The organism is Serratia sp. SM04 (genome assembly GCF_040280225.1).
Lineage (GTDB): Bacteria > Pseudomonadota > Gammaproteobacteria > Enterobacterales > Enterobacteriaceae > Serratia > Serratia sarumanii.
Genome location: NZ_JBEOQT010000001.1, coordinates 1 through 23482, shown reverse-complemented (window position 1 = coordinate 23482; position 23482 = coordinate 1). Strand labels below are relative to the sequence as shown.

17 protein-coding genes, 1 tRNA gene and 2 rRNA genes are annotated in these 23482 nt (G+C 62.5%); 6 read left to right on the top strand and 14 right to left on the bottom strand.

Going from position 1 to position 23482, the window contains the following annotated elements:
• Positions 1-20: 20 nt before the first annotated feature.
• From ABTW55_RS00100 to ABTW55_RS00075, 6 genes are all read right to left on the bottom strand, one after another.
• On the bottom strand, positions 21-1670 hold the full coding sequence (locus ABTW55_RS00100) for a Na/Pi cotransporter family protein (RefSeq protein ID WP_033636226.1): 1650 nt from the start codon (positions 1668-1670) through the stop codon (positions 21-23).
• A gap of 240 nt (positions 1671-1910) precedes the next feature.
• The gene (locus tag ABTW55_RS00095; protein WP_033649699.1) at positions 1911-2903 is read right to left on the bottom strand and encodes an ABC transporter ATP-binding protein; all 993 of its coding nucleotides are present in this window, start codon (positions 2901-2903) and stop codon (positions 1911-1913) included.
• A 4-nt stretch (positions 2904-2907) separates the two neighbouring features.
• Positions 2908-3693 (bottom strand): ABC transporter permease, encoded by a 786-nt coding sequence (locus ABTW55_RS00090; RefSeq protein WP_047570342.1) that lies wholly within the window; start codon positions 3691-3693, stop codon positions 2908-2910.
• Positions 3694-3710: 17 nt separating this feature from the next.
• Entirely contained in the window at positions 3711-4556 is an 846-nt protein-coding gene (locus tag ABTW55_RS00085) for an ABC transporter permease subunit (RefSeq protein ID WP_039569690.1), read from the bottom strand.
• Entirely contained in the window at positions 4553-5362 is an 810-nt protein-coding gene (locus tag ABTW55_RS00080) for an alkaline phosphatase family protein (protein WP_033649695.1), read from the bottom strand. The genes ABTW55_RS00085 and ABTW55_RS00080 overlap by 4 nt, the downstream gene beginning before the upstream one ends.
• Before the next feature lie 11 nt (positions 5363-5373).
• A complete protein-coding gene (locus tag ABTW55_RS00075; RefSeq protein WP_060423796.1) occupies positions 5374-6435 on the bottom strand; it encodes an ABC transporter substrate-binding protein in 1062 nt (353 codons plus the stop codon).
• A gap of 193 nt (positions 6436-6628) precedes the next feature.
• Between ABTW55_RS00075 and ABTW55_RS00070 the strand changes: the two genes are divergently transcribed.
• Complete coding sequence (locus ABTW55_RS00070; RefSeq protein WP_033636232.1) at positions 6629-7339, top strand: UTRA domain-containing protein; 711 nt, start codon at positions 6629-6631, stop codon at positions 7337-7339.
• A gap of 36 nt (positions 7340-7375) precedes the next feature.
• Here ABTW55_RS00070 and metH read toward each other — a convergent pair whose 3' ends face one another.
• Entirely contained in the window at positions 7376-11071 is a 3696-nt protein-coding gene (gene metH, locus ABTW55_RS00065) for a methionine synthase (protein ID WP_110621382.1), read from the bottom strand.
• A gap of 196 nt (positions 11072-11267) precedes the next feature.
• Here metH and iclR point away from each other — a divergent pair, with 196 nt between their 5' ends.
• The 5 genes from iclR to ABTW55_RS00040 all read left to right on the top strand — a co-directional run bounded on the left by iclR (position 11268) and on the right by ABTW55_RS00040 (position 16834).
• The gene (gene iclR, locus ABTW55_RS00060) at positions 11268-12098 is read left to right on the top strand and encodes a glyoxylate bypass operon transcriptional repressor IclR (RefSeq protein WP_004936648.1); all 831 of its coding nucleotides are present in this window, start codon (positions 11268-11270) and stop codon (positions 12096-12098) included.
• A gap of 253 nt (positions 12099-12351) precedes the next feature.
• The gene (gene gntK, locus ABTW55_RS00055) at positions 12352-12891 is read left to right on the top strand and encodes a gluconokinase (RefSeq protein WP_033636235.1); all 540 of its coding nucleotides are present in this window, start codon (positions 12352-12354) and stop codon (positions 12889-12891) included.
• Positions 12888-14225, top strand: a complete 1338-nt coding sequence (gntU, locus tag ABTW55_RS00050) for a gluconate transporter (RefSeq protein ID WP_033649721.1) — start codon at positions 12888-12890, stop codon at positions 14223-14225. Before gntK ends, gntU begins: the two co-directional genes overlap by 4 nt.
• Positions 14226-14323: 98 nt before the next feature.
• Complete coding sequence (gene edd / locus ABTW55_RS00045; RefSeq protein ID WP_033649690.1) at positions 14324-16138, top strand: phosphogluconate dehydratase; 1815 nt, start codon at positions 14324-14326, stop codon at positions 16136-16138.
• Positions 16139-16192: 54 nt separating this feature from the next.
• On the top strand, positions 16193-16834 hold the full coding sequence (locus ABTW55_RS00040) for a bifunctional 4-hydroxy-2-oxoglutarate aldolase/2-dehydro-3-deoxy-phosphogluconate aldolase (RefSeq protein WP_033649689.1): 642 nt from the start codon (positions 16193-16195) through the stop codon (positions 16832-16834).
• Position 16835: 1 nt separating this feature from the next.
• Here ABTW55_RS00040 and aceK read toward each other — a convergent pair whose 3' ends face one another.
• From aceK to rrf (ABTW55_RS00005), 7 genes are all read right to left on the bottom strand, one after another.
• Positions 16836-18590, bottom strand: a complete 1755-nt coding sequence (aceK, locus tag ABTW55_RS00035; RefSeq protein WP_033649688.1) for a bifunctional isocitrate dehydrogenase kinase/phosphatase — start codon at positions 18588-18590, stop codon at positions 16836-16838.
• Positions 18591-18659: 69 nt separating this feature from the next.
• Positions 18660-19967, bottom strand: coding sequence for an isocitrate lyase (gene aceA / locus ABTW55_RS00030; protein ID WP_004936630.1), 1308 nt, complete (start codon positions 19965-19967; stop codon positions 18660-18662).
• A 41-nt stretch (positions 19968-20008) separates the two neighbouring features.
• Positions 20009-21607, bottom strand: a complete 1599-nt coding sequence (gene aceB / locus ABTW55_RS00025; protein WP_060423801.1) for a malate synthase A — start codon at positions 21605-21607, stop codon at positions 20009-20011.
• A 374-nt stretch (positions 21608-21981) separates the two neighbouring features.
• Complete coding sequence (metA, locus tag ABTW55_RS00020) at positions 21982-22911, bottom strand: homoserine O-succinyltransferase (RefSeq protein ID WP_033654730.1); 930 nt, start codon at positions 22909-22911, stop codon at positions 21982-21984.
• Positions 22912-23111: 200 nt separating this feature from the next.
• Positions 23112-23227, bottom strand: a 5S ribosomal RNA gene (rrf, locus tag ABTW55_RS00015).
• A gap of 45 nt (positions 23228-23272) precedes the next feature.
• Positions 23273-23348, bottom strand: a tRNA-Thr gene (locus ABTW55_RS00010).
• 14 nt (positions 23349-23362) lie between these two features.
• A 5S ribosomal RNA gene (rrf, locus tag ABTW55_RS00005) occupies positions 23363-23478 on the bottom strand.
• Positions 23479-23482: the final 4 nt, after the last annotated feature.

Sequence of the window (23482 nt, the reverse complement as noted above, 5' to 3'; positions counted from 1 at the left end):
TTTTCACCGGGGGCATTTTTTTACAGCGTGCTCGGGGTGTCTTCCCAGTCGCGATCGTCGTCCTTGGCATCCTGATCCAACACGTTGTAAGCCACGGCGCAGAACAGCGAGTTCAAACGCTTCATGTCCCCCAACAATCCCAAATGCAACGAACTGGTCTCGATGCTCTGCACGTTTTGCTGATGCAAACGATCGACGTGCGCGTGCGCGTAGCGGCGATCCAGAATGCGGAAGCGATGCTTGGAACGGCGCAGGCGCTTGGCGCTGGTGACGTCGCCGGACAGGAACACCGACAGCCCCAGGCGCAGATTGCCGATCAGCCGCTCGTGCAGCCCATCCAGTTCCGCCAGCCCTTCCGCCGAAAAGGCGCGGCGCGCGGCGTGCGACTTGGCGCCCACGTCGCCGGCCATGCGCTCGATGATGTCGCCCGCCTGTTCCAGGTTAAGCGCCATTTCGATGATTTCCGCCCAGCGGCGCGAGTCTTCCTCGCCCAGATCTTCCTTCTGGATCTGCGCCAGATACAGCTTGATGGCGGTGTACAGCACGTCGACGTCATCGTCGAGGCGTCGCACTTCTTTATCCACCCCTTGCTTGCCGTGCAGCACTTCGCGCTGCAGGATCATCATGTGTTCCACCACGTCGCCCATGCGCAACGTTTCGCGCGCCGCATTGGCCAACGCCAGCGTCGGCGTGTCCAGCGCGCTGGCGTCCAGATGGCGCGGACGCATGCGCGGATCGTCGGCCGCCACGTCGACGATCAGCCGCTCGCACAGCGTCGCCATCGGCCCGGCCAGCGGGATCATCACCAGACAACGGATCAGGTTGTAGAACACGTGGAAGTAGATCACCAGCTCTTCGCTGCCGCCCGGCAGCTGAGCCATCACATCCGCCAGATAGGAAACGAACGGCAGCACCAGCACACAGCCCACCAGCTTGAACAGCAGGCTGCCGAGCGCCACGCGCCGCCCGGCGGCGTTCTGGCCGCTGGCGTTGATCATCGCCAACAGGCCGCTGCCGAGGTTGGCGCCGATCACCAGGCAGAGCGCCACCTTCAGCGAGATCACGCCGGACGCGGTCAGGGTGGCGGTCAGCAGCACCGCCGCCAGGCTGGAATAGCTGACGATGGCGAACAGCGCGCCGGTCAGGGCGTCCAGCATCACGTCGCCGGTCAGCGACGAGAACAGCACTTTCACCCCGGCCGCCTGGGTGATCGGCGTGGCGGCGGCCACGATCAGCTCCAGCGCCAGCACGATCAGCCCAAGGCCGATCAGGACGCGCCCGATCTGGCCGATCCGCATCTGCTTGCGGCTGAGGAACAGGAAGACGCCGATCAGGATCAGCAGCGGCGACAGCCAGGAAAGATCGAAGGTCAGCACACGCGCCATCAGCGCGGTGCCGACGTCGGCGCCGAGCATGATCACCAGCGCAGGCGCCAGCCCCACCAGCCCCTGCGCGACGAAAGAGGTCACCAGCAGCGCCGTGGCGTTGCTGCTCTGTACCAGCGCGGTCACGCCGATGCCGGAAACGAACGCCAGCGGCTTTTTCTCAACGCTGTCGCTCAACACGCGCCGCAGATTGGCGCCGTAAACCCGCATGATCCCGGTGCGCACGATGTGGGTGCCCCACACCAACAGCGCCACGGAGGAAAGCAGGTGAAGAAGGGTCAGCACGGAAGATACGCTCCATTAACGCCCGGCCAAAGGAGGCTGGTACCCGATGCCTGTCAGGCGGTGCGGAAAGACGGAACGGTTCTGTTCGCCTTAGCCGCAGCCGGTAGGCCAAAAGATGACGGGTACAGCGCGCGGTCCCGCCTGCCGGGCGTAGGTCTGGCAGGACAGCGGGCGGGCGGCAGACCGCAGAAGAGAAGGGTTAATGCGGCGGCGGAAAGGCCCCGGCGCCGCGCTGCGAAGTCATGCAACTTCCCGCAATACAACAGGTTCCAAGTGTAGCCCAATTTGCTCGCCGTCGGGCCGCAGGTCGGCCACCGACCGGTTGAGCACGTCAACCAGCAATTCTACACCGCGAACCTGAATCCGATAGCGTACCACATTCCCGAGCAAACTGTGGCCCAGGATCACCCCGCCGATCCCCTGCCCGGCCGGCAACAGGCCGATCGATTCGGGCCGGATCGCCACCTTGCCGACATAGCTGCGCCCGGTCAGCTGGGCGGCCTGTTCGGCGGTCAGCAGATTATAGTTGCCGATAAACCCGGCGGCGAAGGCGTCCGCCGGCTGGGTATACAGGGTTTCCGCATCGCCGCTCTGCACGATCTGCCCCTTGTTCATCAGCACGATGCGATCCGACAAGGTCAGCGCCTCTTCCTGATCGTGGGTGACGAAGATCGCCGTCAGGTTCAGCTCGCGTTGAATGCGCCGGATCTGCTCGCGCAGGTGTTTGCGGATGCGCGCGTCCAGCGCCGACAGCGGTTCGTCGAGCAGCAGCAGCCGCGGGCGAGTGACCAGCGATCGCGCCAGCGCCACGCGCTGACACTGGCCGCCCGACAGCTGATGCGGATAGCGCTTCGCCAGATCGCTCAGCTCCACCAGCGCCAGCACCTCCTGCACCCGCTGGCCGATCTGCCCGGCCGCCAGCTTCTGCATTTTCAGCCCGAAGGCCACGTTGCCTTCCACCGTCATATTGGGAAACAGCGCATAGCTTTGGAACACCATGCCGATGCCGCGCTTTTGCGGCGCCAGCGGCACCAGATCCTGACCCTGCAACAAGATTTGCCCGCTGTCGACCGGGGTCAGGCCGGCCAGGCAGCGCAGCAGCGTCGATTTGCCGCAGCCGCTCGGCCCCAGCAGGGTGACGAACTCCCCCTCTTCGGCGGTGAAATCGATATCCTGAAACACCTGCGTCTGGCCATAGTGTTTGTTCAGGCGGGTGACGTTGAGATAAGCCATCAGGTTAACCCTTGTTTTTATTCAGCAGGTTCGCCAGCCAGGTGACGAGCAGCACCACGGCGAAATAGGAGATGACCAGCGCGCTGGTGAAGTGCCCGCTGCCGTTGCGCATGTTGTACAGGTAGACCTGCAGCGTTTCATACTGGCTGCCCACCAGCAGGTTGGCGAACACGAACTCGCCGATCAGGAACGAGAACGACAGCAGCACGGCGATCGTTCCGCCCTTGCGCAGGTTCGGCAGCACCACCCACAGCGCCGCCTGCCAGGTGCTGGCGCCAAGCAGGTGCGCGGCGTCCATCAGATCGCGCAGGTTGATCGCCTGCATGTTGTTGCTGATGGCGCGGTAGATAAACGGCAGCGCGATGGTGAAATAGCAGCCCACCAAAATCCAGGGAGTGCCGAGCAGCGGCAGCGGATCGGCGGCGAACAGCTGCATCAGCCCCACCGCCGACACCACCGGCGGCACGGCGAACGGCAGCAGAATCAGCACGTTCATCACCGCGTCCAGCCTGGGGAAGTAGTAAGCGATCACAAACATCGCCGGCAGGATCACCACTACCGACAGCAGCAGCGTGCCGAAGCAGATCAGCAGCGAGTGCCACAGCGCCTGCAAAAAGCGCGGGTCGCTCCACAGCGCCGTCAGCCACTTCAGGGTAAAACCGTCCGGCAAAATGGTGGCGCCCCACTGGGTGGCCAGCGCGTAAATCAGCGTCGCCGCCAGCGGCAGCAGCAGGATCAGCAGCAGCAGGCCGGTCACCGTGCGATGGTACAGGCGTTCAGCACGCGACATGAGCATTCTCCATCCGATTATGAGCGCGCATTGAGGTAGCTCCTGCGCAGCATCCATTGGTGGATCACCGTGATAAACGCCATCATCACCACCAGCAGCATCGCCAGCGCGCTGGCCAGGTTCGGATCGAGGGAGATATCCCCCGCCACCAATGCCGAGATGCGGATCGGGATCACGTTGAAGTTGCCGGTGGTCAGCGCGTACACCGTAGCGTAGGCGCCCAGCGCGTTGGCCAACAGAATGACGAAGGTGCCCATCAGCGCCGGCGCCAGCACCGGCAGGCCGATATGCCGCCAGTAGCGCCAGGGGCCGGCGCCGAGCAGCGCCGCCGACTCGCGCCAGTCGGCGCGCAGCGCGTCGAACGCCGGATACAGCAACAGCACCCCCAGCGGGATCTGGAAGTAGGTATACAGCACGATCAGGCCGCTCTTCGAATAGAGATTGAAACTCTCCATCAAACCGTATTTGCGCAGCAACAGCGTCAGGCAACCGTTCAGCCCCAGCAGAATGACGAAGGCGAACGCCAGCGGCACCCCGGCGAAGTTGCTGGTCATGTTGGTGAACGACATCACGAAGTCATGAAATCGGGTCTGGCCGAGCTGGCGCAGCGAGTAACTGCCCACTAACGCAATCAGCAAGCCGTAGACGCTCGACCACAGCGAGATCTCCAGCGAGAACTGAAAGGCCTGCAGGTAGAACGGCGAGGTGAGGATATCGACATAGTTGCCCCATCCCCAGCCGCTACTCTCGCTGAAAAAGCTGTGAACGGCGATCCACACCAGCGGGGCGATCTGAAACGCGCCGAACAGCACGATAAACGGCAGCAGGCACAGCGCGGCGATCCATTTGGTTTTGCCGTTCATCGCGCATCCTGCGCCAGCAGCGCCCGGCAGCGCGGCTTGTCATGCGGCACCTGCAGCAGATCGCAGATCGTACCGCACAGCTCGGTTTGCTGCGGATCGGCATCGTCCTGGCTGAAGCCCGAGCCGAACACGAACAGCGGCACCTGGCGCTCTTCCGGCAACACGCCGCCGTGGCTGCGATCGTCGTTCATGCCGTGATCGGCGGTGACCAGCACCTGATAACCGGCCGCCAGCCACTCGGGCAGATAGCGCGACAGCGAGCCGTCGGCGCGCCGCGCCGCGTTGCGGTACTGCGGCGAAGAGAGGCCGAAGCGGTGCCCGGCGTCGTCGATGTTCATCGGGTGGATCAGCAGGAAATCCGGCTGATGCCGCAGGCGCAGGCTTTCGGCGTCGTCGAACAGATGGCTGTCGGGGTAGCCGTCGTCGTAATAGAAATGCCCGTGCTGGATCGGCAGCTCGGGGGCGTCGGTATGGCGGTCGCGCGCGGCGTCGAACGGCGTGCGGTTATACAATTCGCTGAACCAATGATACGCGGCGGCGGCGGTGGTCAACCCGGCGGCGCGCGCGTAATGAAACACGCTTTGTTGATGAGAAAGGCGCGAGACGTGGTTGTGCACCACGCCGCTCTCCACCGGCGTGACGCCGGTGAGGATGCATTCATACAGCGGCCGGGAGAGCGAGGGCAGCTCGCTCTCCAACAGGTACAACCGTCCGCGTCCCGCCGCGCATTCGGCCTGCAGATAGCCCATGGCGTCGTGCGCCACCCGGTAGTTGAGGCCGTCCAGCAGCACGAGGATCGTTTTCATGGTGCGTTAACTCACTGCTGCATAAACATAATGACGTTTTCCTGCCACAGACGCGGCAGCGCTTTGGCGCTCTGTTCCCAGGCCGCCGGATCGGCGATCGGGTGCGCGTTCTTGTACTGCTCGGCCGGCAGCAGCTTGGCCTTGACGTCGTCCGGCAGCGTCAGATGCTCGGCGCGGATCGGGCGCGCATAGCCGCGCGCCAGGTTGATCTGGCCGGCGTCGGAGAAGATGTATTCGCGCGCCAGCTTGGCGGCGTTCGGGTGCTTGGCGTATTTGTTGATGATGGTGGTGTAGCCGGAGGTGATCGAGCCGTCCGACGGGATCAGCACTTCAAAACGGGTTTTGTCGATCTGGTCGCGGTAGTTCAGGCCGTTGAAGTCCCACACCACGCCAACCTGCACTTCCCCTTTTTCCAGCGATGCGATCACCGGGTTACTCAGGCTCAGACGGCCGGCCTTGGCCAGCTTGCCGAAGAATTCCAGGCCCGGCTTGAGGTTTTTCTCGTTGCCGCCCATGGCGTAGGTGGCCGCCAGCACGCCGCTGGCCGCCTGCGACGCGGTGCCGACGTCGCCGATGGTGACCTGATAGCTGCCCTTCAGCAGATCGGCCCAGCTGTGCGGAATGTCTTTCACCTGCTGTTTGTTGATGATGAAGGCGATGGTGCCGGTGTAAGCCAGCGCCCAGTGGCCGTCTTTGTCTTTCGCCCACTCCGGCACCTGATCCCAGGTAGAGGGTTTGTACGGCTGCGTCACGCCCTTCTGCACCGCTACCGGGCCGAAGGCCGCGCCGACGTCACCAATGTCCGCCGTGGCGTTGTTCTTTTCCGCATCGAATTTGGCGATCTCCTGCGCGGAGCTCATGTCGGTATCGACATGCTTCAGGCCATATTTGCTCAACAGATCTTGCCAGGTGCCTTTCCAGTTGGCCCAGCTGTCCGGCATGCCGACGCTGTTGACTTCGCCTTCTTTCTTCGCGGCATGCTCCAGCGCCGCCAGATCGGTATCCGCGGCCCAGCTCATCTGGCTGGATAACACGATGGCACTGGTTAACACAGAAGCGCACAAACGTTTCATAACTGATGCTCCAGGTGGTAGTGTGGGGAGGGCTGGACTAGTCCAGCAAGGACCAAACCAATCTAACGGACGAATGTGATAATTATATGTCAGCTTAAAAAAGCGACGGTTTTATCACCCATTGCAACGGCGAAAACGCGACGCTGGTCTACCTTAAGGGAGGCCAAACGCACTGAAACGGGACACCCGCTGTATGAGTGAAGCACCGACGACCGTAGCCACCATCTGCCAAACGCTGAACGCGCGCATCGCCGCAGGCGAGTTCGCCGTGGGCGGCAAGCTGCCCTCCGAACGCGCCCTGAGCGAACAGTTCGCCACCACCCGCATTACCTTGCAGGAGGCGCTCGGCCAACTGGAGGCGCAGGGGGTCATCTACCGCCAGGTGCGGCGCGGCTGGTTCATTTCGCCCCCGCGTCTGATCTACAACCCGCTGCAGCGCAGCCATTTTCACGCCATGGCGCAGCAACAGGGGCGCGCCGCCCATACCGAGGCGATCGACAGCGCGGTAGTCACGCTCGACGCGCCGCTGGCCGGCCGCCTGGCGCTGCCTCCCGGCGCGCAGGCCTATCGCATTCGCCGGCTGCGCTACATCGATGGGCGCGCGGTGCTGTACTGCGAGCACTACCTCAACCCGGCCTACTTCCCCGGCATACTGGACGAAGATCTGACCCAGTCGCTGACCGCGCTGTACGCCGCGCGCTACGGCATTCACTACGGCCGGGTGCGTTTCGACATGCTGCCCACCCTGCTGCCGCAGCAGGCCGCCGCCATGCTGAAGGTGACCTACGGCAGCCCGGCGCTGTTCATTACGCGGGTGAACCGCGATCAGCACGACCGGGTGATCGATTGCGATCTGGAGTATTGGCGTTACGATGCGCTGCACATCGACGTGGAAGCGCAGTAAATGACAAGGGCGCATCGCTGCGCCTTAAAGAGGAAATCAGTCGGCGTCGTAGCCGAGGTTAGGCGCCAGCCAGCGTTCGACCTCGCTCACGCTCATCCCTTTACGCGCCGCGTAGTCTTCCACCTGATCGCGCTGGATCTGCGCCACCGCGAAGTACTTGCTTTCAGGATGGCTGAAGTACCAGCCGGACACCGCCGCCCCCGGCCACATGGCGAAGGACTCCGTCAGCTCCATGCCGGTGTGGCGGTTGACGTCCAGCAGCTGCCAAATGGTCGCTTTCTCGGTGTGTTCCGGGCAGGCCGGGTAGCCCGGCGCCGGCCGGATGCCCTGATAGTTTTCGCGGATCAGCTCTTCGTTGCTCAGGCTCTCGTCGGCGGCATAGCCCCAGTGCAGCTTGCGCACCTGCTCATGCAGGTATTCGGCGAAGGCCTCCGCCAGGCGATCCGCCAGCGCCTTGACCATGATTTTGTTGTAATCGTCGTGCTGCGCGTCGTACGCCGCCGCCAGCGCGTCCTCCTCCAGCCCGCCGGTCACCGCGAAGGCGCCGAAGTAGTCGGCCTTGCCGCTGCTTTTCGGCGCCACAAAGTCCGCCAGGCAGTAGTTCGGGAAGTCGGTTTTTTCCGTCTGCTGGCGCAGATGGCGGCTCACCGCCAGCACCTCGTCACGCCGTTCGTCGCGGTACACCTCCACGTCATCGCCGACGCGGTTGGCCGGGAACAGACCGTAAACGCCGCGCGGGTTGAGGCTGCGCTCGGCGGCCAGCCGATCCAGCATCTGATTGGCGTCGTGGAACAGGCGCTTGGCCTCTTCCCCCACCACCTCGTCTTCCAGGATGCGCGGGTATTTGCCCGCCAGCGACCAGGTCATGAAGAACGGCGTCCAGTCGATGTAGTGGCGCAGCCTCTCGATGCCGGCCGCCACCGGGAACACGCCGAGCTGCCGCGGCACAGGCGGCTGATAATCGGCCCAGTCCAGCGCCATGGCGTTAGCGCGCGCCTTCTGCAAATCGACCGGCGGCGTGCGCGGCTTTTTGCGCGCATGCTGAATGCGCACCGTTTCATACTCTTTGCGGGTGCGCGCCACAAACTCGTCGCGCTGGGTGGCGGACAGCAGCGCCGACACCACGCCCACGGTGCGCGAGGCGTTTTGCACGTAGGTGGTCGGGCCGCTGTAGTTCTGCTCGATTTTCACCGCGGTGTGCGCCTTGGAGGTGGTGGCGCCGCCGATCAGCAGCGGCAACGTAAAGCCCTGGCGCTCCATCTCTTTGGCCACGTTGACCATCTCGTCCAGCGATGGCGTGATCAGGCCCGACAGGCCGATGATATCCACGTTCTCCTCGCGCGCGGTGCGCAGGATTTTCTCCGTCGGCACCATCACGCCCAGATCGACGATTTCATAGTTGTTACACTGCAGTACCACGCCGACGATGTTCTTGCCGATGTCGTGCACGTCGCCCTTCACCGTCGCCAACAGGATTTTGCCCGCGGAGGTGCCCTGCTGCTTGCTGGCCTCGATGTAGGGTTCCAGGTAGGCCACCGCCTGCTTCATCACGCGGGCGGACTTCACCACCTGCGGCAGGAACATCTTGCCCTCGCCAAACAGATCGCCGACCACGTTCATCCCCGCCATCAGCGGCCCTTCGATCACTTCGATCGGGCGTTCGGCCTGCTGCCGCGCTTCTTCGGTGTCCAGCTCAATAAACTCGGTGATGCCCTTCACCAGCGAATACTCCAGCCGTTTCTCCACCGGCCAGCCGCGCCATTCGGCCTGCTGCACCGCCACGTCATTATCTTTGCTGCCACGGTACTTTTCCGCCAGCTCCAGCAGGCGTTCGGTGCCGTCCTCGCGACGGTTGAGGATCACGTCCTCCACCGCGTCGCGCAGCTCGGCGCTTAAATCGTCATAAATCGCCAGTTGCCCGGCGTTGACGATGCCCATGTCCATGCCGTTGCGAATGGCGTGATACAGGAACACCGCGTGGATCGCTTCACGCACCGGATCGTTGCCGCGGAACGAGAACGACACGTTGGACACGCCGCCGGAGATCATCGCGTGCGGCAGGTGGGTTTTGATGTCGGCACAGGCTTCGATAAAGTCGACGGCGTAGTTGTTGTGCTCTTCGATACCGGTAGCGACGGCGAAAATGTTCGGGTCGAAAATGATGTCTTCCGGCGGGAAGCCGACGCGCTCGGTCAGAATGTTATAGGCGCGGCGGCAGATCTCGAACTTGCGCTCGCGGGTGTCAGCCTGCCCCACTTCGTCGAACGCCATCACCACCACCGCGGCGCCATACCGGCGCACCAGTTTGGCGTGGTGGATAAAGGCCTCTTCGCCCTCCTTCATCGAGATCGAGTTGACGATGCCCTTGCCCTGGATGCATTTCAGGCCTTTTTCGATTACCGACCACTTGGAGGAGTCGATCATGATCGGCACCCGGGCGATATCCGGCTCGCCGGCGATCAGGTTAAGGAAGCGCACCATCGCCGCTTCGGCGTCGAGCATCCCCTCGTCCATGTTGATGTCGATGATCTGCGCGCCGCTCTCGACCTGCTGGCGCGCCACGTCGAGCGCCTCGTTGTATTTCTCTTCTTTGATCAGCCGTTTGAATCGCGCCGAACCGGTGACGTTGGTGCGCTCGCCGACGTTGACGAACAGGGTGTTGGCATCGATGGTCAGCGGCTCCAGGCCCGCCAGGCGGCAGGCGACCGGGATTTCCGGCAGCCGGCGCGGCGGCACGCCCTCGACCGCCTTGGCCATCGCGGCGATATGTTCCGGCGTGGTGCCGCAGCAGCCGCCGATGATATTGAGGAAGCCGGCCTGCGCCCATTCCCCGACCTGGCGCGCCATCTCGGCCGCATCCAGATCGTACTCGCCGAAGGCGTTCGGCAAACCGGCATTCGGGTGCGCGGTGACGTAGGTCTCCGAGATGCGCGCCAGCTCGGCGACGTACTGACGCAGTTCGTCCGGGCCCAGGGCGCAGTTCAGGCCGAAGGTCAGCGGCTTGACGTGGCGCAGCGAATTGTAAAACGCTTCGGTGGTTTGGCCGGACAGGGTGCGGCCAGAGGCGTCGGTGATGGTGCCGGAAATCATGATCGGCAGTTCCACCCCCAGCGCTTCGAATTCGGTTTCCACCGCAAAGGCGGCGGCCTTGGCATTCAGGGTGTCGAAGATGGTTTCGATCATGATCAGATCGACGCCGCCCTCCACCAGCGCACGGGTCGATTCGCGGTAAGCCGTCACCAGCTCGTCGAACGAGATGTTGCGGAACGCCGGATCGTTGACGTTCGGCGAGATGGACGCGGTGCGGTTGGTCGGCCCCAACACCCCGGCGACGTAGCGCGGTTTTTCCGGCGTGCGCGCCGTCCATTCGTCGGCGCAGGTGCGCGCCAGGCAGGCGGCCTGATAGTTAATCTCGGCGGACAGCGACTCCATGTGGTAGTCGGCCATGGCGATGGAGGTGGAGTTGAAGGTATTGGTTTCAAGGATATCGGCGCCCGCCTCGAGATAGGCGTAATGAATGGCGGCGATCACTTCCGGCTTGGTCAGCACCAGCAGATCGTTATTGCCTTTCAGATCGCTGCGCCAGTCGGCGAAACGCTCACCGCGGAAATCGCGCTCATCCAGACGATAGCTCTGGATCATGGTGCCCATGCCGCCGTCCAACACCAAAATGCGCTGCGCTAACTGGCGGCGCAGTTGTTCTACTCGATTCGTCACTGTAACCCCTTCCATTGCCATCCAGCCCATTGCTCAACTGCCGCAAAAACCAACGAGTCATCCTAGCACAGCTTGTAGGGACAAAGGGGCAGACGACAATTGAGAGTTTTTCAGGTTGTGCGCCAACACCTCCGATGAGCTGACGGCGACTTGCAATTCATCGACAAAAAACGAAAATGAATTCCATCATACGGAAAAAGGAATCTCACCCATGGCCACCCCTGCTCCCGCCAAACGCGGCAAGAAGCCCCGCGCAGCAGCCCCGGCCGCCAGTGCGGCGACCGGTCAGGTACAATCATTGACCCGTGGCCTGAAGCTGTTGGAGTACATTTCGGAAGCCCAGGGCAACGTGGCGCTGACCGATCTGGCCCAGCAGGCTGGCCTGCCGAACTCCACCACTCACCGCCTGCTCACCACCATGCAGCAGCAGGGATTCGTGCGCCAGGTCGGCGATCTCGGCCTGTGGACCATCGGCTCGCACGCCTTTGTGGTCGGCAGCAGCTTCCTGCAAAGCCGCAACCTGCTGGCGATGGTGCACCCGACGCTGCGCCGCCTGATGGAAGAGTCCGGCGAAACCGTCAACCTGGCGGTGCTGGATACCAGCGAGTACCAGGCGATCATCATCGATCAGGTGCAGTGTACGGCGCTGATGCGCATGTCGGCGCCGATCGGCGGCAAACTGCCGATGCACGCCTCCGGCGCCGGCAAGGCGTTCCTCGCCACCCTGCCGGACGATCAGGTGACCAAACTGCTGCACAAGAAAGGCATGCACACCTACACACCGCACACCCTGACGCCGCACAACCTGAAAGAGGGGCTGGCGCAGATCCGCAAACAGGGCTTCTCCTTTGACGACGAAGAGCACGCGCTCGGCCTGCGCTGCGTGGCGGCCTGCATCTTCGACGAGCACCGCGAAGCCTTCGCCGCCATCTCCATCTCCGGCCCGGTGTCGCGCATCACCGACGATCGCGTGATCGAGCTGGGGGCGCTGGTGATCCACGCGGCGAAAGAGATCAGCCTGGCCTACGGCGGCGTGCGCTGATCCCACCCCTCCGAGGGGCGCCCCTGCGCGCCCTCTCTCCTGATTCCTTGCTCTGTTGTCAGCATGTAACAGGCTATCGGCATCCTGTGTAGCGCACGGGAAAAAAGCTTGAAGCCGATCACAGTTAGCGATCCTCACGGCGAAAGCCCATTGCAACCGCTCAAACTTCCTTCGACAATGTTACCGATAACATGTTACCGGTAACAAACAAGCTGAACGAAGGTAACGTCACCCGGTGTTTTGGAGCCAAGCCATGACCAACAATCAAAATCGCATTTACGTCGTTATGGGCGTTTCCGGCAGCGGCAAGTCCGCCGTCGCCGCCGCCGCGGCCCGCCAACTCTCCGCCGGCTTCCTCGACGGCGACTTCCTGCATCCGCGCAGCAACATCCTGAAGATGGCCGCCGGCGAAGCGTTGAACGACGACGATCGCGCCCCGTGGCTGGCCGCGCTCAACGACGCCGCCTTCGCCATGCAGCGCACCAACAACGTGTCGATCATCGTCTGCTCGGCGCTGAAAAAGCAGTATCGCGACCGCCTGCGCGCCGGCAACGGCAACCTGTCGTTCATCTATCTGCACGGCGAGTTCCCGGTGATCGAATCCCGCCTGGCGGCGCGTAACGGTCACTTCTTCAAACCGCAGATGCTGGTCACCCAGTTCGCCGCGCTGGAGCAGCCCGGCGCCGACGAAAGCGACGTGATGGCGATCGACATCAACCAGCCGCTGGACGCGGTGATCGCCGATACCGTGCGCCATATCCAGAGCTTCCTGCCGCAGGACGTGTGCGCGTGAGTACCGTAACGCTGGTCGGTACCGCAGTCGGCTCGGTTTTACTGCTGTTATTCCTGGTGATGAAGGCGCGCATGCACGCCTTCGTCGCACTGATGCTGGTGTCCATCGCCGCCGGCATCTTCTCCGGCATGCCGCTGGACCATATTGCCGACACCATGCAAAAAGGCATGGGCGACACGCTGGGCTTCCTGGCGATCGTGGTGGCGCTCGGGGCGATGTTCGGCAAGATCCTGCATGAGGTCGGCGCGCTCGATCAAATTGCGGCGCAATTGCTGAAACGATTCGGACAAAGCAAGGCGCACTACGCGCTCGGCATCGCCGGCCTGATCTGCGCGCTGCCGCTGTTCTTCGACGTGGCGGTGGTGCTGCTGATCGGCATCGTGTTCGCCGTGGCGCGCCGCACCGACGGCAATATCGTCAAGCTGGCCATTCCGCTGTTCGCCGGTGTGGCCGCCGCGGCGTCCTTCCTGCTGCCGGGGCCGGTGCCGATGCTGCTGGCTTCGCAGATGAAGGCCGACTTCGGCTGGATGATCGCCATCGGCCTGGTGGCGGCGGTGATCGGCATGCTGATCGCCGGCCCGCTGTACGGCAGCTTTATCAGCCGCTTCGTCAACTGGCCGATGCCGCCGGAAGAGAACGAGCCGACGTTGACCAAGGGCAATTTGCCGTCGTTCGGCTTCAGCCTGGCGCTGGTGCTGTGCCCGCTGGTGCTGGTCGGCATGAAGACCATCGGCGCGCGGCTGGTCACCCCCGGCTCGCAGCTGCAGCAGTGGCTGGAGTTTATCGGCCACCCGTTCACCGCCATTCTGCTGGCCTGCCTGATCGTGATTTACGGCCTGGCGAAGCCGCGCGGCATGAGCAACGAACAGACGCTGGCCATCTGCTCCGCCGCGGTGCAACCGGCCGGGATCATCCTGCTGATGACCGGCGCCGGCGGGGTGTTCAAACAGATCCTGGTGGATTCCGGCGTAGGGCCGGCGCTGGGTGACGCGATGATCGGCGCCGGCCTGCCGATCGCCGTGGCCGCCTTCGCGCTCTCCGCCATGGTGCGGGTGATTCAGGGCTCGGCCACCGTCGCCTGTCTGACCACCGTCGGCCTGGTGCTGCCGGTCACCAGCCAGCTCGGGCTGAACGGCGGGCAGCTGGCCGCGCTGGCTATCTGCATCGCCGGCGGCTCCATCGTGCTGAGCCACGTCAACGACGCCGGTTTTTGGCTGTTCGGCAAATTCACCGGCGCCAACGAACTGCAAACGCTGAAAACCTGGACGGTGATGGAAACGATTCTGGGCAGCGTCGGCGGCGCTATCGGCATGATTGCATTCACGATGTTTTAAATCCTAAATCGCCCCCGGCCTTGCACACCAGGGCTGCAAATCATCCCCGGGGGCACCGCCACAGGCGGCGACTATAACAACAGCAATGTGAGGAAGGCATGATTAACCCAACCTTGTCCCGTGTCACGCAGCGCATCATCCACCGTTCCCAGGCCAGCCGCGCCGCCTATCTGGCGCGCATCGAGGCGGCCCGTTCCCAAACCGTCCACCGCGCGCAGCTGGCCTGCGGCAACCTGGCCCACGGCTTCGCCGCCTGTCAGCCCGATGACAAGACGGCGCTGAAAAACATGGTGCGCAGCGATATCGCCATCATCACCGCCTACAACGACATGCTGTCGGCCCACCAGCCGTACGAACACTACCCGCAGCGGCTGAAGCAGGCGCTGAAGGCGGTGGGCGCCGTGGGCCAGGTGGCCGGCGGCGTGCCGGCGATGTGCGACGGCGTGACGCAGGGGCAGGACGGCATGGAGCTGTCGCTGATGAGCCGTGACGTGATCGCCATGTCGGCCGCCGTCGGCCTGTCGCACAATATGTTCGACGGCGCGCTGTTCCTCGGCATCTGCGACAAGATCGTGCCGGGGCTGGTGATGGCCGCCCTCTCCTTCGGCCACCTGCCCGCGCTGTTCGTGCCGGCCGGCCCGATGAGCAGCGGCCTGCCGAACAAGGAAAAGGTGCGCGTGCGCCAGCTGTACGCCGAGGGCAAGGCCGATCGTCTGGCGCTGCTGGAAGCCGAGGCCGCCTCCTATCACGGCATCGGCACCTGCACCTTCTACGGCACCGCCAACACCAACCAGATGGTGATGGAAGTGATGGGCCTGCACCTGCCGGGCGCCTCTTTCGTGCATCCGGATACGCCGCTGCGCGACGCGCTGAACGACGCCGCTGCGCGCCAGGTGACGCGACTGACCGACACCGCCGGCAACTACCTGCCGATCGGCCGCCTGGTGGACGAGAAAGTGGTGGTGAACGGCATCGTCTCGCTGCTGGCCACCGGCGGCTCCACCAACCTGACCATGCATCTGGTGGCGATGGCGCGGGCGGCGGGCATCATCATCACCTGGGACGATTTCTCGGAGCTGTCGGAGGCGGTGCCGCTGCTGTGTCGCATCTACCCGAACGGCCCGGCCGACATCAACCAGTTCCAGGCCGCCGGCGGCGTGCCGCTGGTAGTGCGTGAGCTGTTGCAACACGGGCTGCTGCACGAAGACGTGCATACCGTGGCCGGTTTCGGCCTGCACCGTTACACCCAGGAACCCTGGCTGGATAATGGCCAGCTGGTGTGGCGTGAAGGCGTAACCGGTTCGCTCGACGCCAGCGTAATCGCCAGCGTCGCTCAGCCGTTTGAGCATCACGGCGGCACCAAAGTGATGGCCGGCAATCTGGGCCGTGCGGTGATGAAAACCTCGGCGGTGCCCGCCGACAACCAGATTATCGAAGCGCCGGCGGTGGTGTTCGACAGCCAGCACGACATCGTGCCGGCGTTTGAAGCCGGCAAGCTGGATCGCGATTGCGTGGTGGTGGTGCGTTTCCAGGGGCCGCAGGCCAACGGCATGCCGGAGTTGCACAAACTGATGCCGCCGCTGGGCGTGCTGATGGATCGCGGCTTCAAAGTGGCGCTGGTGACCGACGGCCGCCTGTCAGGCGCCTCCGGCAAGGTGCCTTCCGCCATCCACGTCACCCCGGAAGCCTATACCGGCGGCCTGCTGGCGAAAGTGCGCGACGGCGATCCGATCCGCGTCAACGGCCGCAGCGGCGAGCTGCAGGTGCTGGTCGACGCCGACGAACTGGCCCAGCGCACGCCGTGCCAACCCGATCTGAGCGCAGAACACATCGGCTGCGGCCGCGAGCTGTTCGGCGCGCTGCGCAGCCAGCTGTCCGGCGCCGAGCAGGGCGCCTGCTGCATCACATTTTAATCGATAGCCTGGCCGCATCGCCGCCTGGCAGCGGCCACAAAGGAGAACGTCATCATGAACAAGTGGAAAACAAGCGCCGAGCAGATCCTGACGGCGGGGCCGGTGGTGCCGGTGATCGTGATCAACAAGCTGGAACATGCGGTGCCGTTGGCGAAAGCGCTGGTCGCCGGCGGCGTGCGGGTGCTGGAAGTGACGCTGCGCACCGCCTGCGCCATGGACGCCATTCGCGCCATCGCCCAAGAAGTGCCGGAAGCTATCATCGGCGCCGGTACCGTGATCAATCCGCAGCAGTTGCGTGAAGTGACCGAGGCCGGCGCGCAGTTCGCCATCAGCCCGGGGCTGACCGACGAGCTGCTCAAGGCGGCCACCGCCGGGTCCATTCCGCTTATTCCGGGCATCAGCACCGTTTCCGAACTGATGCTGGGCATGGATTACGGCCTGCGCGAGTTTAAATTCTTCCCGGCGGAAGCCAACGGCGGCGTAAAAGCGCTGCAGGCGATCGGCGGCCCGTTCCCGCAGGTGCGCTTCTGCCCGACCGGCGGCATCTCGCCGGACAACTACCGCAGCTATCTGGCGCTGAAAAGCGTGCTGTGCATCGGCGGCTCCTGGCTGGTGCCGGCGGACGCGCTGGAAAGCGGCGACTACGCGCGCATCACCGAACTGGCGCGCGCCGCCGTCGCGGGCGCCCAGGCCTGATTTACATCGCAGCGGTGGCGGCCGGCAGCGCCGCCCCGCTGCGCTGGCTGAACCGCTGCTTCTTGCGGTAAGCGAACACGTCTTCCACGTGCCCCTCGCGGATGCGCTGCTGCAACCCGCGCCAATACTCCGCGGTAAACAGATCGCTGTGCAATTCTTCAAACACCTGCCGAATGCGCCGATCGCCGCACAGGAAGTGGCGGAACTCCTCCGGGAACACGTCGTTGGGCGCGATGCTGTACCACGGCTCGCTGGCCAGCTCGTCCTCCGGATAGCGCGGCGGCGGAATGTCGCGGAAGTTGACCTCGGTCATGTAGCAAATTTCGTCGTAGTCGTAGAACACCACCCGCCCGTGGCGCGTCACGCCGAAGTTCTTGAACAGCATGTCGCCGGGGAAGATATTGGCGGCGGCCAGCTGCTTGATGGCATTGCCGTACTCTTCGATCGCATCGCGCATCTGCTGGTCATTGGCCTGCTCCAGATACAGGTTCAGCGGCGTCATGCGCCGTTCCATATACAGATGCTTGATCACGATGCGATCGCCGAGATCTTCCAGCTTGCCCGGCACTTCGCGCTGCAGCTCCGCCAACAGCGCCGGGCTGAGGCGCGCCTTGTCGACGACGAAATTCTCGTACTCCTGGGTATCCGCCATGCGCCCGACGCGGTCATGCTCTTTCACCAGCTGATAGCAGGCCATCACCTGTGCCTGCGTCACCTCTTTTTGCGGGGCGAATTCGTCTTTGATCACTTTAAACACCCGATCGAAGGATGGCAGGGTGAACACCAGCATCACCATGCCCTTCACCCCCGGCGCGATAATGAACTGCTCCTGCGACTGCGCCATAAAGGTCAGGTATTCTCGATAGCATTCGGTTTTGCCGTGCTTCTGGCAGCCGATCGCCATGTACAGCTCGGCGGTGGTTTTGCCCGGCAGGATCTCGCGCAGCCACTCCACCATCGCCGCCGGCAGCGGCGCATAGACCATGAAATAAGATCGGGCGAAGCCGAAGACGATGCTGGCCTCGGCCTTACCGGTCAGGCAGGCGTCGATAAACAGCGCGCCCGACTCGCTGTGGTGGATAGGCAGCAAGAACGGATAAACGCCGTCGGCCAGACGCAGCTTGCCGACCAGCCAGGCGGCCTTGTTGCGATAGAACAGTTCGTTGGCGATCTGGAAGGTTGCCCCCGCCAGCTGCTGTGCGCTGAAGGCGCGTTGCAGCGCCTGAGTGATGTAGTGAATATCGCGCGTCAAATCCTCCCACGGCAGCCGCAGCGGCAGATCGCTCAGCACGCTGCGCAGCATCGCCGGCAGATCGCCATTGGGGGTGAAATCGCGCGCCAGCGGACGCGGAATGTCGCGAAAGCGCCGCTCCGGCTGCGAACTGAACACGAACAGCTTGTCCGGCGTCAGATCGCGGTGCTTGAACAGCCGGCAGTAGACCGAGTTAAAGAAGCTTTCGGCGATCTCGAAGCGCGGGTAGTCCGGCAGCAGGTCGATATAGACCGCTTTGACCCGGCTGGGGAAGTCAGCGTCGAAGTATTTCTGCCCGGTGATGCATTTGAGCTGCTCCACCACCAGGCCGACGTGATGGTCATACAGATGGATGCGCTTTTTCATCGCCCGCTGTACCGCCGGCCAGTCCGCCTGCTCGAAGCGCTGCTGCGCGCCGGCGGTCACTTCAAGAAAGCGGCCGTACTGCGCATCGAAGCCCTGCAGGATCGTCTGTGCGATCAACAACTCCAGTTTTGCCGCCATCCTTACCCCCGCCAGAAAAAGAAGCCTGCGCATGCAGGCTCCGGATGAAACGTCTTCAAGCTTGCCGCATCAGAACTGCTGTTCTTCCGTCGAACCGGTCAGCGCAGTGACCGAAGAGGCGCCGCCCTGAATAATGGTGGTGACCTTGTCGAAGTAGCCGGTGCCCACCTCTTGCTGGTGCGACGCGAAGGTGTAACCGCGATCCACCGCGGCGAACTCCGCCTGCTGCACCTTCTCGACGTAGTGTTTCATGCCCTCGCCCTGCGCATAGGCGTGCGCCAGGTCGAACATGTTGAACCACATGCTGTGGATGCCCGCCAGCGTAATGAACTGATACTTGTAGCCCATGTCCGACAGCGCCTGCTGGAAGCGGGCGATGGTCTGGTCGTCGAGGTTCTTTTTCCAGTTGAACGACGGCGAGCAGTTGTAGGCCAGCAGCTTGCCCGGGTATTTGGCGTGGATGGCGTCGGCGAAGCGCTGAGCGGCATCCAGATCCGGCGTAGAGGTTTCGCACCACACCATGTCCGCGTAAGGGGCATAAGCCAGGCCGCGGCTGATCGCCTGCTCGACGCCGGCATGGGTGCGGAAGAAGCCTTCCGCCGTGCGCTCGCCGGTGACGAAGGCGCTGTCATACGGATCGCAATCGGAGGTCAGCAGGTCGGCCGCATCGGCGTCGGTGCGGGCGATCACCAGCGTCGGCACGCCGAGCACGTCGGCCGCCAGGCGCGCGGCGACCAGTTTCTGGATCGCTTCCTGCGTCGGCACCAGCACTTTGCCGCCCATATGGCCGCATTTCTTCACCGCCGCCAGCTGATCTTCAAAGTGCACCCCGGCGGCACCGGCGGTGATCATCGCTTTCATCAGCTCGAAGGCGTTCAGCACGCCGCCGAAGCCGGCTTCCGCATCGGCGACGATCGGCAGGAAGTAATCGGTATAGCCTTTGCTGCCCGGCTCAATCTGGTTCGCCCATTGGATCTGATCGGCGCGGCGGAAGGTATTGTTGATGCGCTCGACCACCTTCGGCACCGAGTCCACCGGATACAGCGACTGGTCAGGGTACATGGCCGCCGCGCTGTTGGCGTCCGCCGCCACCTGCCAACCGGACAGGTAGATAGCCTCGACGCCGGCCTTGGCCTGCTGCAGCGCCTGGCCGCCGGTCAGCGCGCCCAGGCAGTTCACGTAGCCTTTGCGCGCCTTGCCGTTCAGCAACGCCCACAGTTTGGCGGCACCGTTTTGCGCCAGAGTGCATTCCGGGTTGACCGAACCGCGCAGGTTGATCACGTCTTCGGCGCTGTAAGGGCGGGTGATGCCTTCCCAACGGGCCGATTTCCATTCCTGTTCCAGCTGCTGGATCTGTTGAGAGCGAGAGGTAGACATAATTTTTATCCTTTCAGTCGTGTAGGGTTGATTGGGAAAATTCAGGCCAGCAGCTCATAGCCGGGCAGCGTCAGGAAATCGATTAACTCATCTTGCGTGGTGATGCGCTCCATCAGGCGCGCCGCCTCTTCGTACCGGCCGGCGTTAAAGCGCGCTTCCCCCACTTCTTCACGCACCACCAACATCTCTTCTTGCAGCATCTGGCGGAACAGCGCCTTGGTGACCCGGCGCCCGTCGCTCAGGCTCTTCTCGTGGTGGATCCACTGCCAGATAGACGTACGGGAGATTTCCGCCGTGGCCGCATCTTCCATCAAACCGTAAATCGGCACGCAGCCGTTGCCGGAGATCCAGGCTTCGATGTACTGCACCGCCACGCGAATATTGGCGCGCATCCCCGCTTCGGTACGCTCGCCATCGCACGGTTCCAGCAGCTGTGCGGCGCTGATCGGCGCGTCTTGCTCACGCAGCACCTCCAGCTGGTTTTGGCGATCGCCCAGCGCTTTGCCGAACACTTCCATCACCGTGTCCGCCAGCCCCGGGTGCGCCACCCAGGTGCCGTCGTGGCCGTTGCTGGCCTCCAGCTCTTTGTCCGCCCGTACCTTGTTCAGCACCCAGGCGTTTTTCTCGGCGTCTTTGCTCGGGATAAACGCCGCCATACCGCCCATGGCGAACGCGCCGCGCTTATGACAGGTTTTGATCAGCAGGCGCGAATAGGCGCTGAGGAAAGGTTTCTCCATGGTCACCGACTGACGATCCGGCAGCACGCGATCGCCGTGATTCTTCAGCGTTTTGATATAGCTGAAGATGTAATCCCAGCGGCCGCAGTTCAGACCCACGATGTGATCGCGCAGGTGGTAGAGGATTTCGTCCATCTGGAACACCGCCGGCAGGGTTTCGATCAGCACGGTCGCTTTGATGGTGCCGCGCGGCAGATCGAAACGATCCTCGGTAAAGCTGAAGACATCGCTCCACCAGGCCGCCTCTTCCCAGGACTGGGTTTTCGGCAGGTAGAAATACGGGCCGCTGCCCTTGGCCAACAGTTGGCGATAGTTGTGGTAGAAGTACAGCGCGAAATCGAACAGGCCGCCGGGAATAGCTTCATCACGCCACAGCACGTGCTTCTCCGGCAGATGCAGGCCGCGCACGCGAGCGATCAATACCGCCGGGTTCGGTTTCAGCTGGTAGATTTTGCCGGCTTCATTGGTGTAGGAAATGGTGCCGTTAACCGCATCGTGCAGGTTAATTTGGCCGTCGATAACTTTGTCCCAGCTTGGCGCCAGCGAGTCTTCGAAGTCCGCCATAAACACTTTTACGTTGGCGTTAAGCGCATTGATCACCATCTTGCGCTCGACCGGCCCGGTGATCTCGACCCGGCGGTCACGCAGGTCTTGCGGAATGCCGCGGATCTGCCAGTCACCTTCACGAATGGAAGTGGTTTCCGAAATAAACCCCGGCAGTTCGCCGCGATCGATATTTTGCTGCCAGCGGACACGCGCCGCCAGCAGCTCGTTGCGCCGCAGCGTGAATTTCCCCACCAGTTCCGCCAGGAATTCAACCGCTTCATCGGTCAACACCTGGCGCTCCGCTGCGGCGAAGCCCTGCGTAAACCTTAACTCCGTGCCTGCTATCTGTTGCGTCATGACCTTGCTCCTTCCCATCGTTGCGCCCGCGCGACCGGCGCATTTTCATCAGAAATCACTGTGGATCAGGGCGGATGAAACGATCCTCAACTGGTCAGATCTCATCCCGATAGCTCTAAGAATACTCAACAAAAAATAAAAATCAAAAACCATTTCCATTTTATTATTAAATATTTTATTAACACTTTATTATCAATTGGTTAGATAAAATAACAATAATGACAGGTAAGGAAATCGCTTCCAGTAACTTTGTGAAGACGCACTAACGCCTTGTTGAACAAAGAATTTACTGGAGAAGTGACGGATAAAAAGAGGATCTTGCAGAGGATCAACGGAGCGGCGGCCTCGATTCAGCCGCCGGCAGGCAGAAAAGATCAGTCGAGCGTCGGATTCATATGACGCAGATCGTACGGCGTGATCTGGTAGACGTAATAGTTGAGCCAGTTGGAAAACAGCAGATGGCCATGGCTGCGCCAGGTGGCTTTCGGTGTCAGTGCGGGGTTGTCATCGGGGAAGTAGTTGAGCGGAACGGCGGGATCGAGGCCAGCTTCGTGGTCGCGACAATACTCCCCCGCCAGGGTCAGCGCATCATACTCCGGATGGCCGGTGACGAACGCCAGGCGCTTATCCCTGCTGGCGAACAGGTAGGCGCCCGCCTGTTCGGATTCGGCCAGAATATCCAGGTCGGTATATTGGCGAATCACCTCGGTCGGGAAATCGGCATAGCGTGAATGCGGTGCCAGGAAACTTTCGTCAAAGCCGCGCGTCAGCAACGCATGCTGCTGCAGCGTTTGGTGTGGGTAAACGCCGGAGAGCTTCACTTCGCGCGTCATCTTGGGAATGCCATACAGAATATTCAACGCCGCCTGTACCGCCCAGCACACGAACAGCGTGGAGGTAACGTGGTGCTTGGCCCAGTCGATCACGCGCTCGATCTGCGGCCAGTAGGCAACATCGCAGAAATCGACCAGCCCCAGCGGCGCGCCGGTGACGATCAGACCATCGAAGTTCTCGTTCTGGATATCCTCGAAGTCGCAGTAGAAGTTATTCAGATGCTCGGCCGGCGTGTTCTTCGATTCGCGGCTGTCGATACGCAGCAGCTGGATATCAATCTGCAGCGGCGAGTTGGACAACAGGCGCAGAAACTGGTTTTCCGTTTCGATCTTCTTTGGCATCAGGTTGAGGATCAGCACTTTCAGTGGCCTGATTTCCTGTGTTTTTGCCCGCGAGGATGTCATCACGAAGACATTCTCACCGCGCAAGAAATTGACCGCAGGTAACTCATCAGGAACACGAATCGGCATTGCTTAACCCTCACACATCCATTTATACGTTTAGACTTCTAGATGCCCGAAGATAGCGTTTTTTTCCGTCGCTGTCGAGCATTCAGCGGAAAGGTGAAAATGTTTCATTGCGCGATCTGCGCCAAGATATGAGTAGAGAGAGTAAAAGGACTGAAAAGCAAAAAGGCCATCCTTTCGGATGGCCTCTTGGCTTATTTGATGCTTGGCAGTGTCCTACTCTCGCATGGGGAGACCCCACACTACCATCGGCGCTACGGCGTTTCACTTCTGAGTTCGGCATGGGGTCAGGTGGGACCACCGCGCTATTGCCGCCAAGCAAATTCTTTTTTCTGCCGAACTTCTAAACCCACTTTAAATAAAGTGGTGCTGATACCCAGAGTCGAACTGGGGACCTCACCCTTACCAAGGGTGCGCTCTACCAACTGAGCCATATCAGCACGCTTAATTTGATGCCTGGCAGTGTCCTACTCTCGCATGGGGAGACCCCACACTACCATCGGCGCTACGGCGTTTCACTTCTGAGTTCGGCATGGGGTCAGGTGGGACCACCGCGCTATTGCCGCCAGGCAAA

What these genes read in the sequence shown, in the direction of transcription:
- ABTW55_RS00095 (WP_033649699.1), bottom strand. Translation starts at nt 2,903, where the DNA reads ATGGCTTATCTCAACGTCACCCGCCTGAACAAACACTATGGCCAGACG.
- ABTW55_RS00090 (WP_047570342.1), bottom strand. Translation starts at nt 3,693, where the DNA reads ATGTCGCGTGCTGAACGCCTGTACCATCGCACGGTGACCGGCCTGCTG.
- ABTW55_RS00085 (WP_039569690.1), bottom strand. Translation starts at nt 4,556, where the DNA reads ATGAACGGCAAAACCAAATGGATCGCCGCGCTGTGCCTGCTGCCGTTT.
- ABTW55_RS00080 (WP_033649695.1), bottom strand. Translation starts at nt 5,362, where the DNA reads ATGAAAACGATCCTCGTGCTGCTGGACGGCCTCAACTACCGGGTGGCG.
- ABTW55_RS00075 (WP_060423796.1), bottom strand. Translation starts at nt 6,435, where the DNA reads ATGAAACGTTTGTGCGCTTCTGTGTTAACCAGTGCCATCGTGTTATCC.
- ABTW55_RS00070 (WP_033636232.1), top strand. Translation starts at nt 6,629, where the DNA reads ATGAGTGAAGCACCGACGACCGTAGCCACCATCTGCCAAACGCTGAAC.
- metH (WP_110621382.1), bottom strand. Translation starts at nt 11,071, where the DNA reads ATGGAAGGGGTTACAGTGACGAATCGAGTAGAACAACTGCGCCGCCAG.
- iclR (WP_004936648.1), top strand. Translation starts at nt 11,268, where the DNA reads ATGGCCACCCCTGCTCCCGCCAAACGCGGCAAGAAGCCCCGCGCAGCA.
- gntK (WP_033636235.1), top strand. Translation starts at nt 12,352, where the DNA reads ATGACCAACAATCAAAATCGCATTTACGTCGTTATGGGCGTTTCCGGC.
- edd (WP_033649690.1), top strand. Translation starts at nt 14,324, where the DNA reads ATGATTAACCCAACCTTGTCCCGTGTCACGCAGCGCATCATCCACCGT.
- ABTW55_RS00040 (WP_033649689.1), top strand. Translation starts at nt 16,193, where the DNA reads ATGAACAAGTGGAAAACAAGCGCCGAGCAGATCCTGACGGCGGGGCCG.
- aceK (WP_033649688.1), bottom strand. Translation starts at nt 18,590, where the DNA reads ATGGCGGCAAAACTGGAGTTGTTGATCGCACAGACGATCCTGCAGGGC.
- aceA (WP_004936630.1), bottom strand. Translation starts at nt 19,967, where the DNA reads ATGTCTACCTCTCGCTCTCAACAGATCCAGCAGCTGGAACAGGAATGG.
- aceB (WP_060423801.1), bottom strand. Translation starts at nt 21,607, where the DNA reads ATGACGCAACAGATAGCAGGCACGGAGTTAAGGTTTACGCAGGGCTTC.
- metA (WP_033654730.1), bottom strand. Translation starts at nt 22,911, where the DNA reads ATGCCGATTCGTGTTCCTGATGAGTTACCTGCGGTCAATTTCTTGCGC.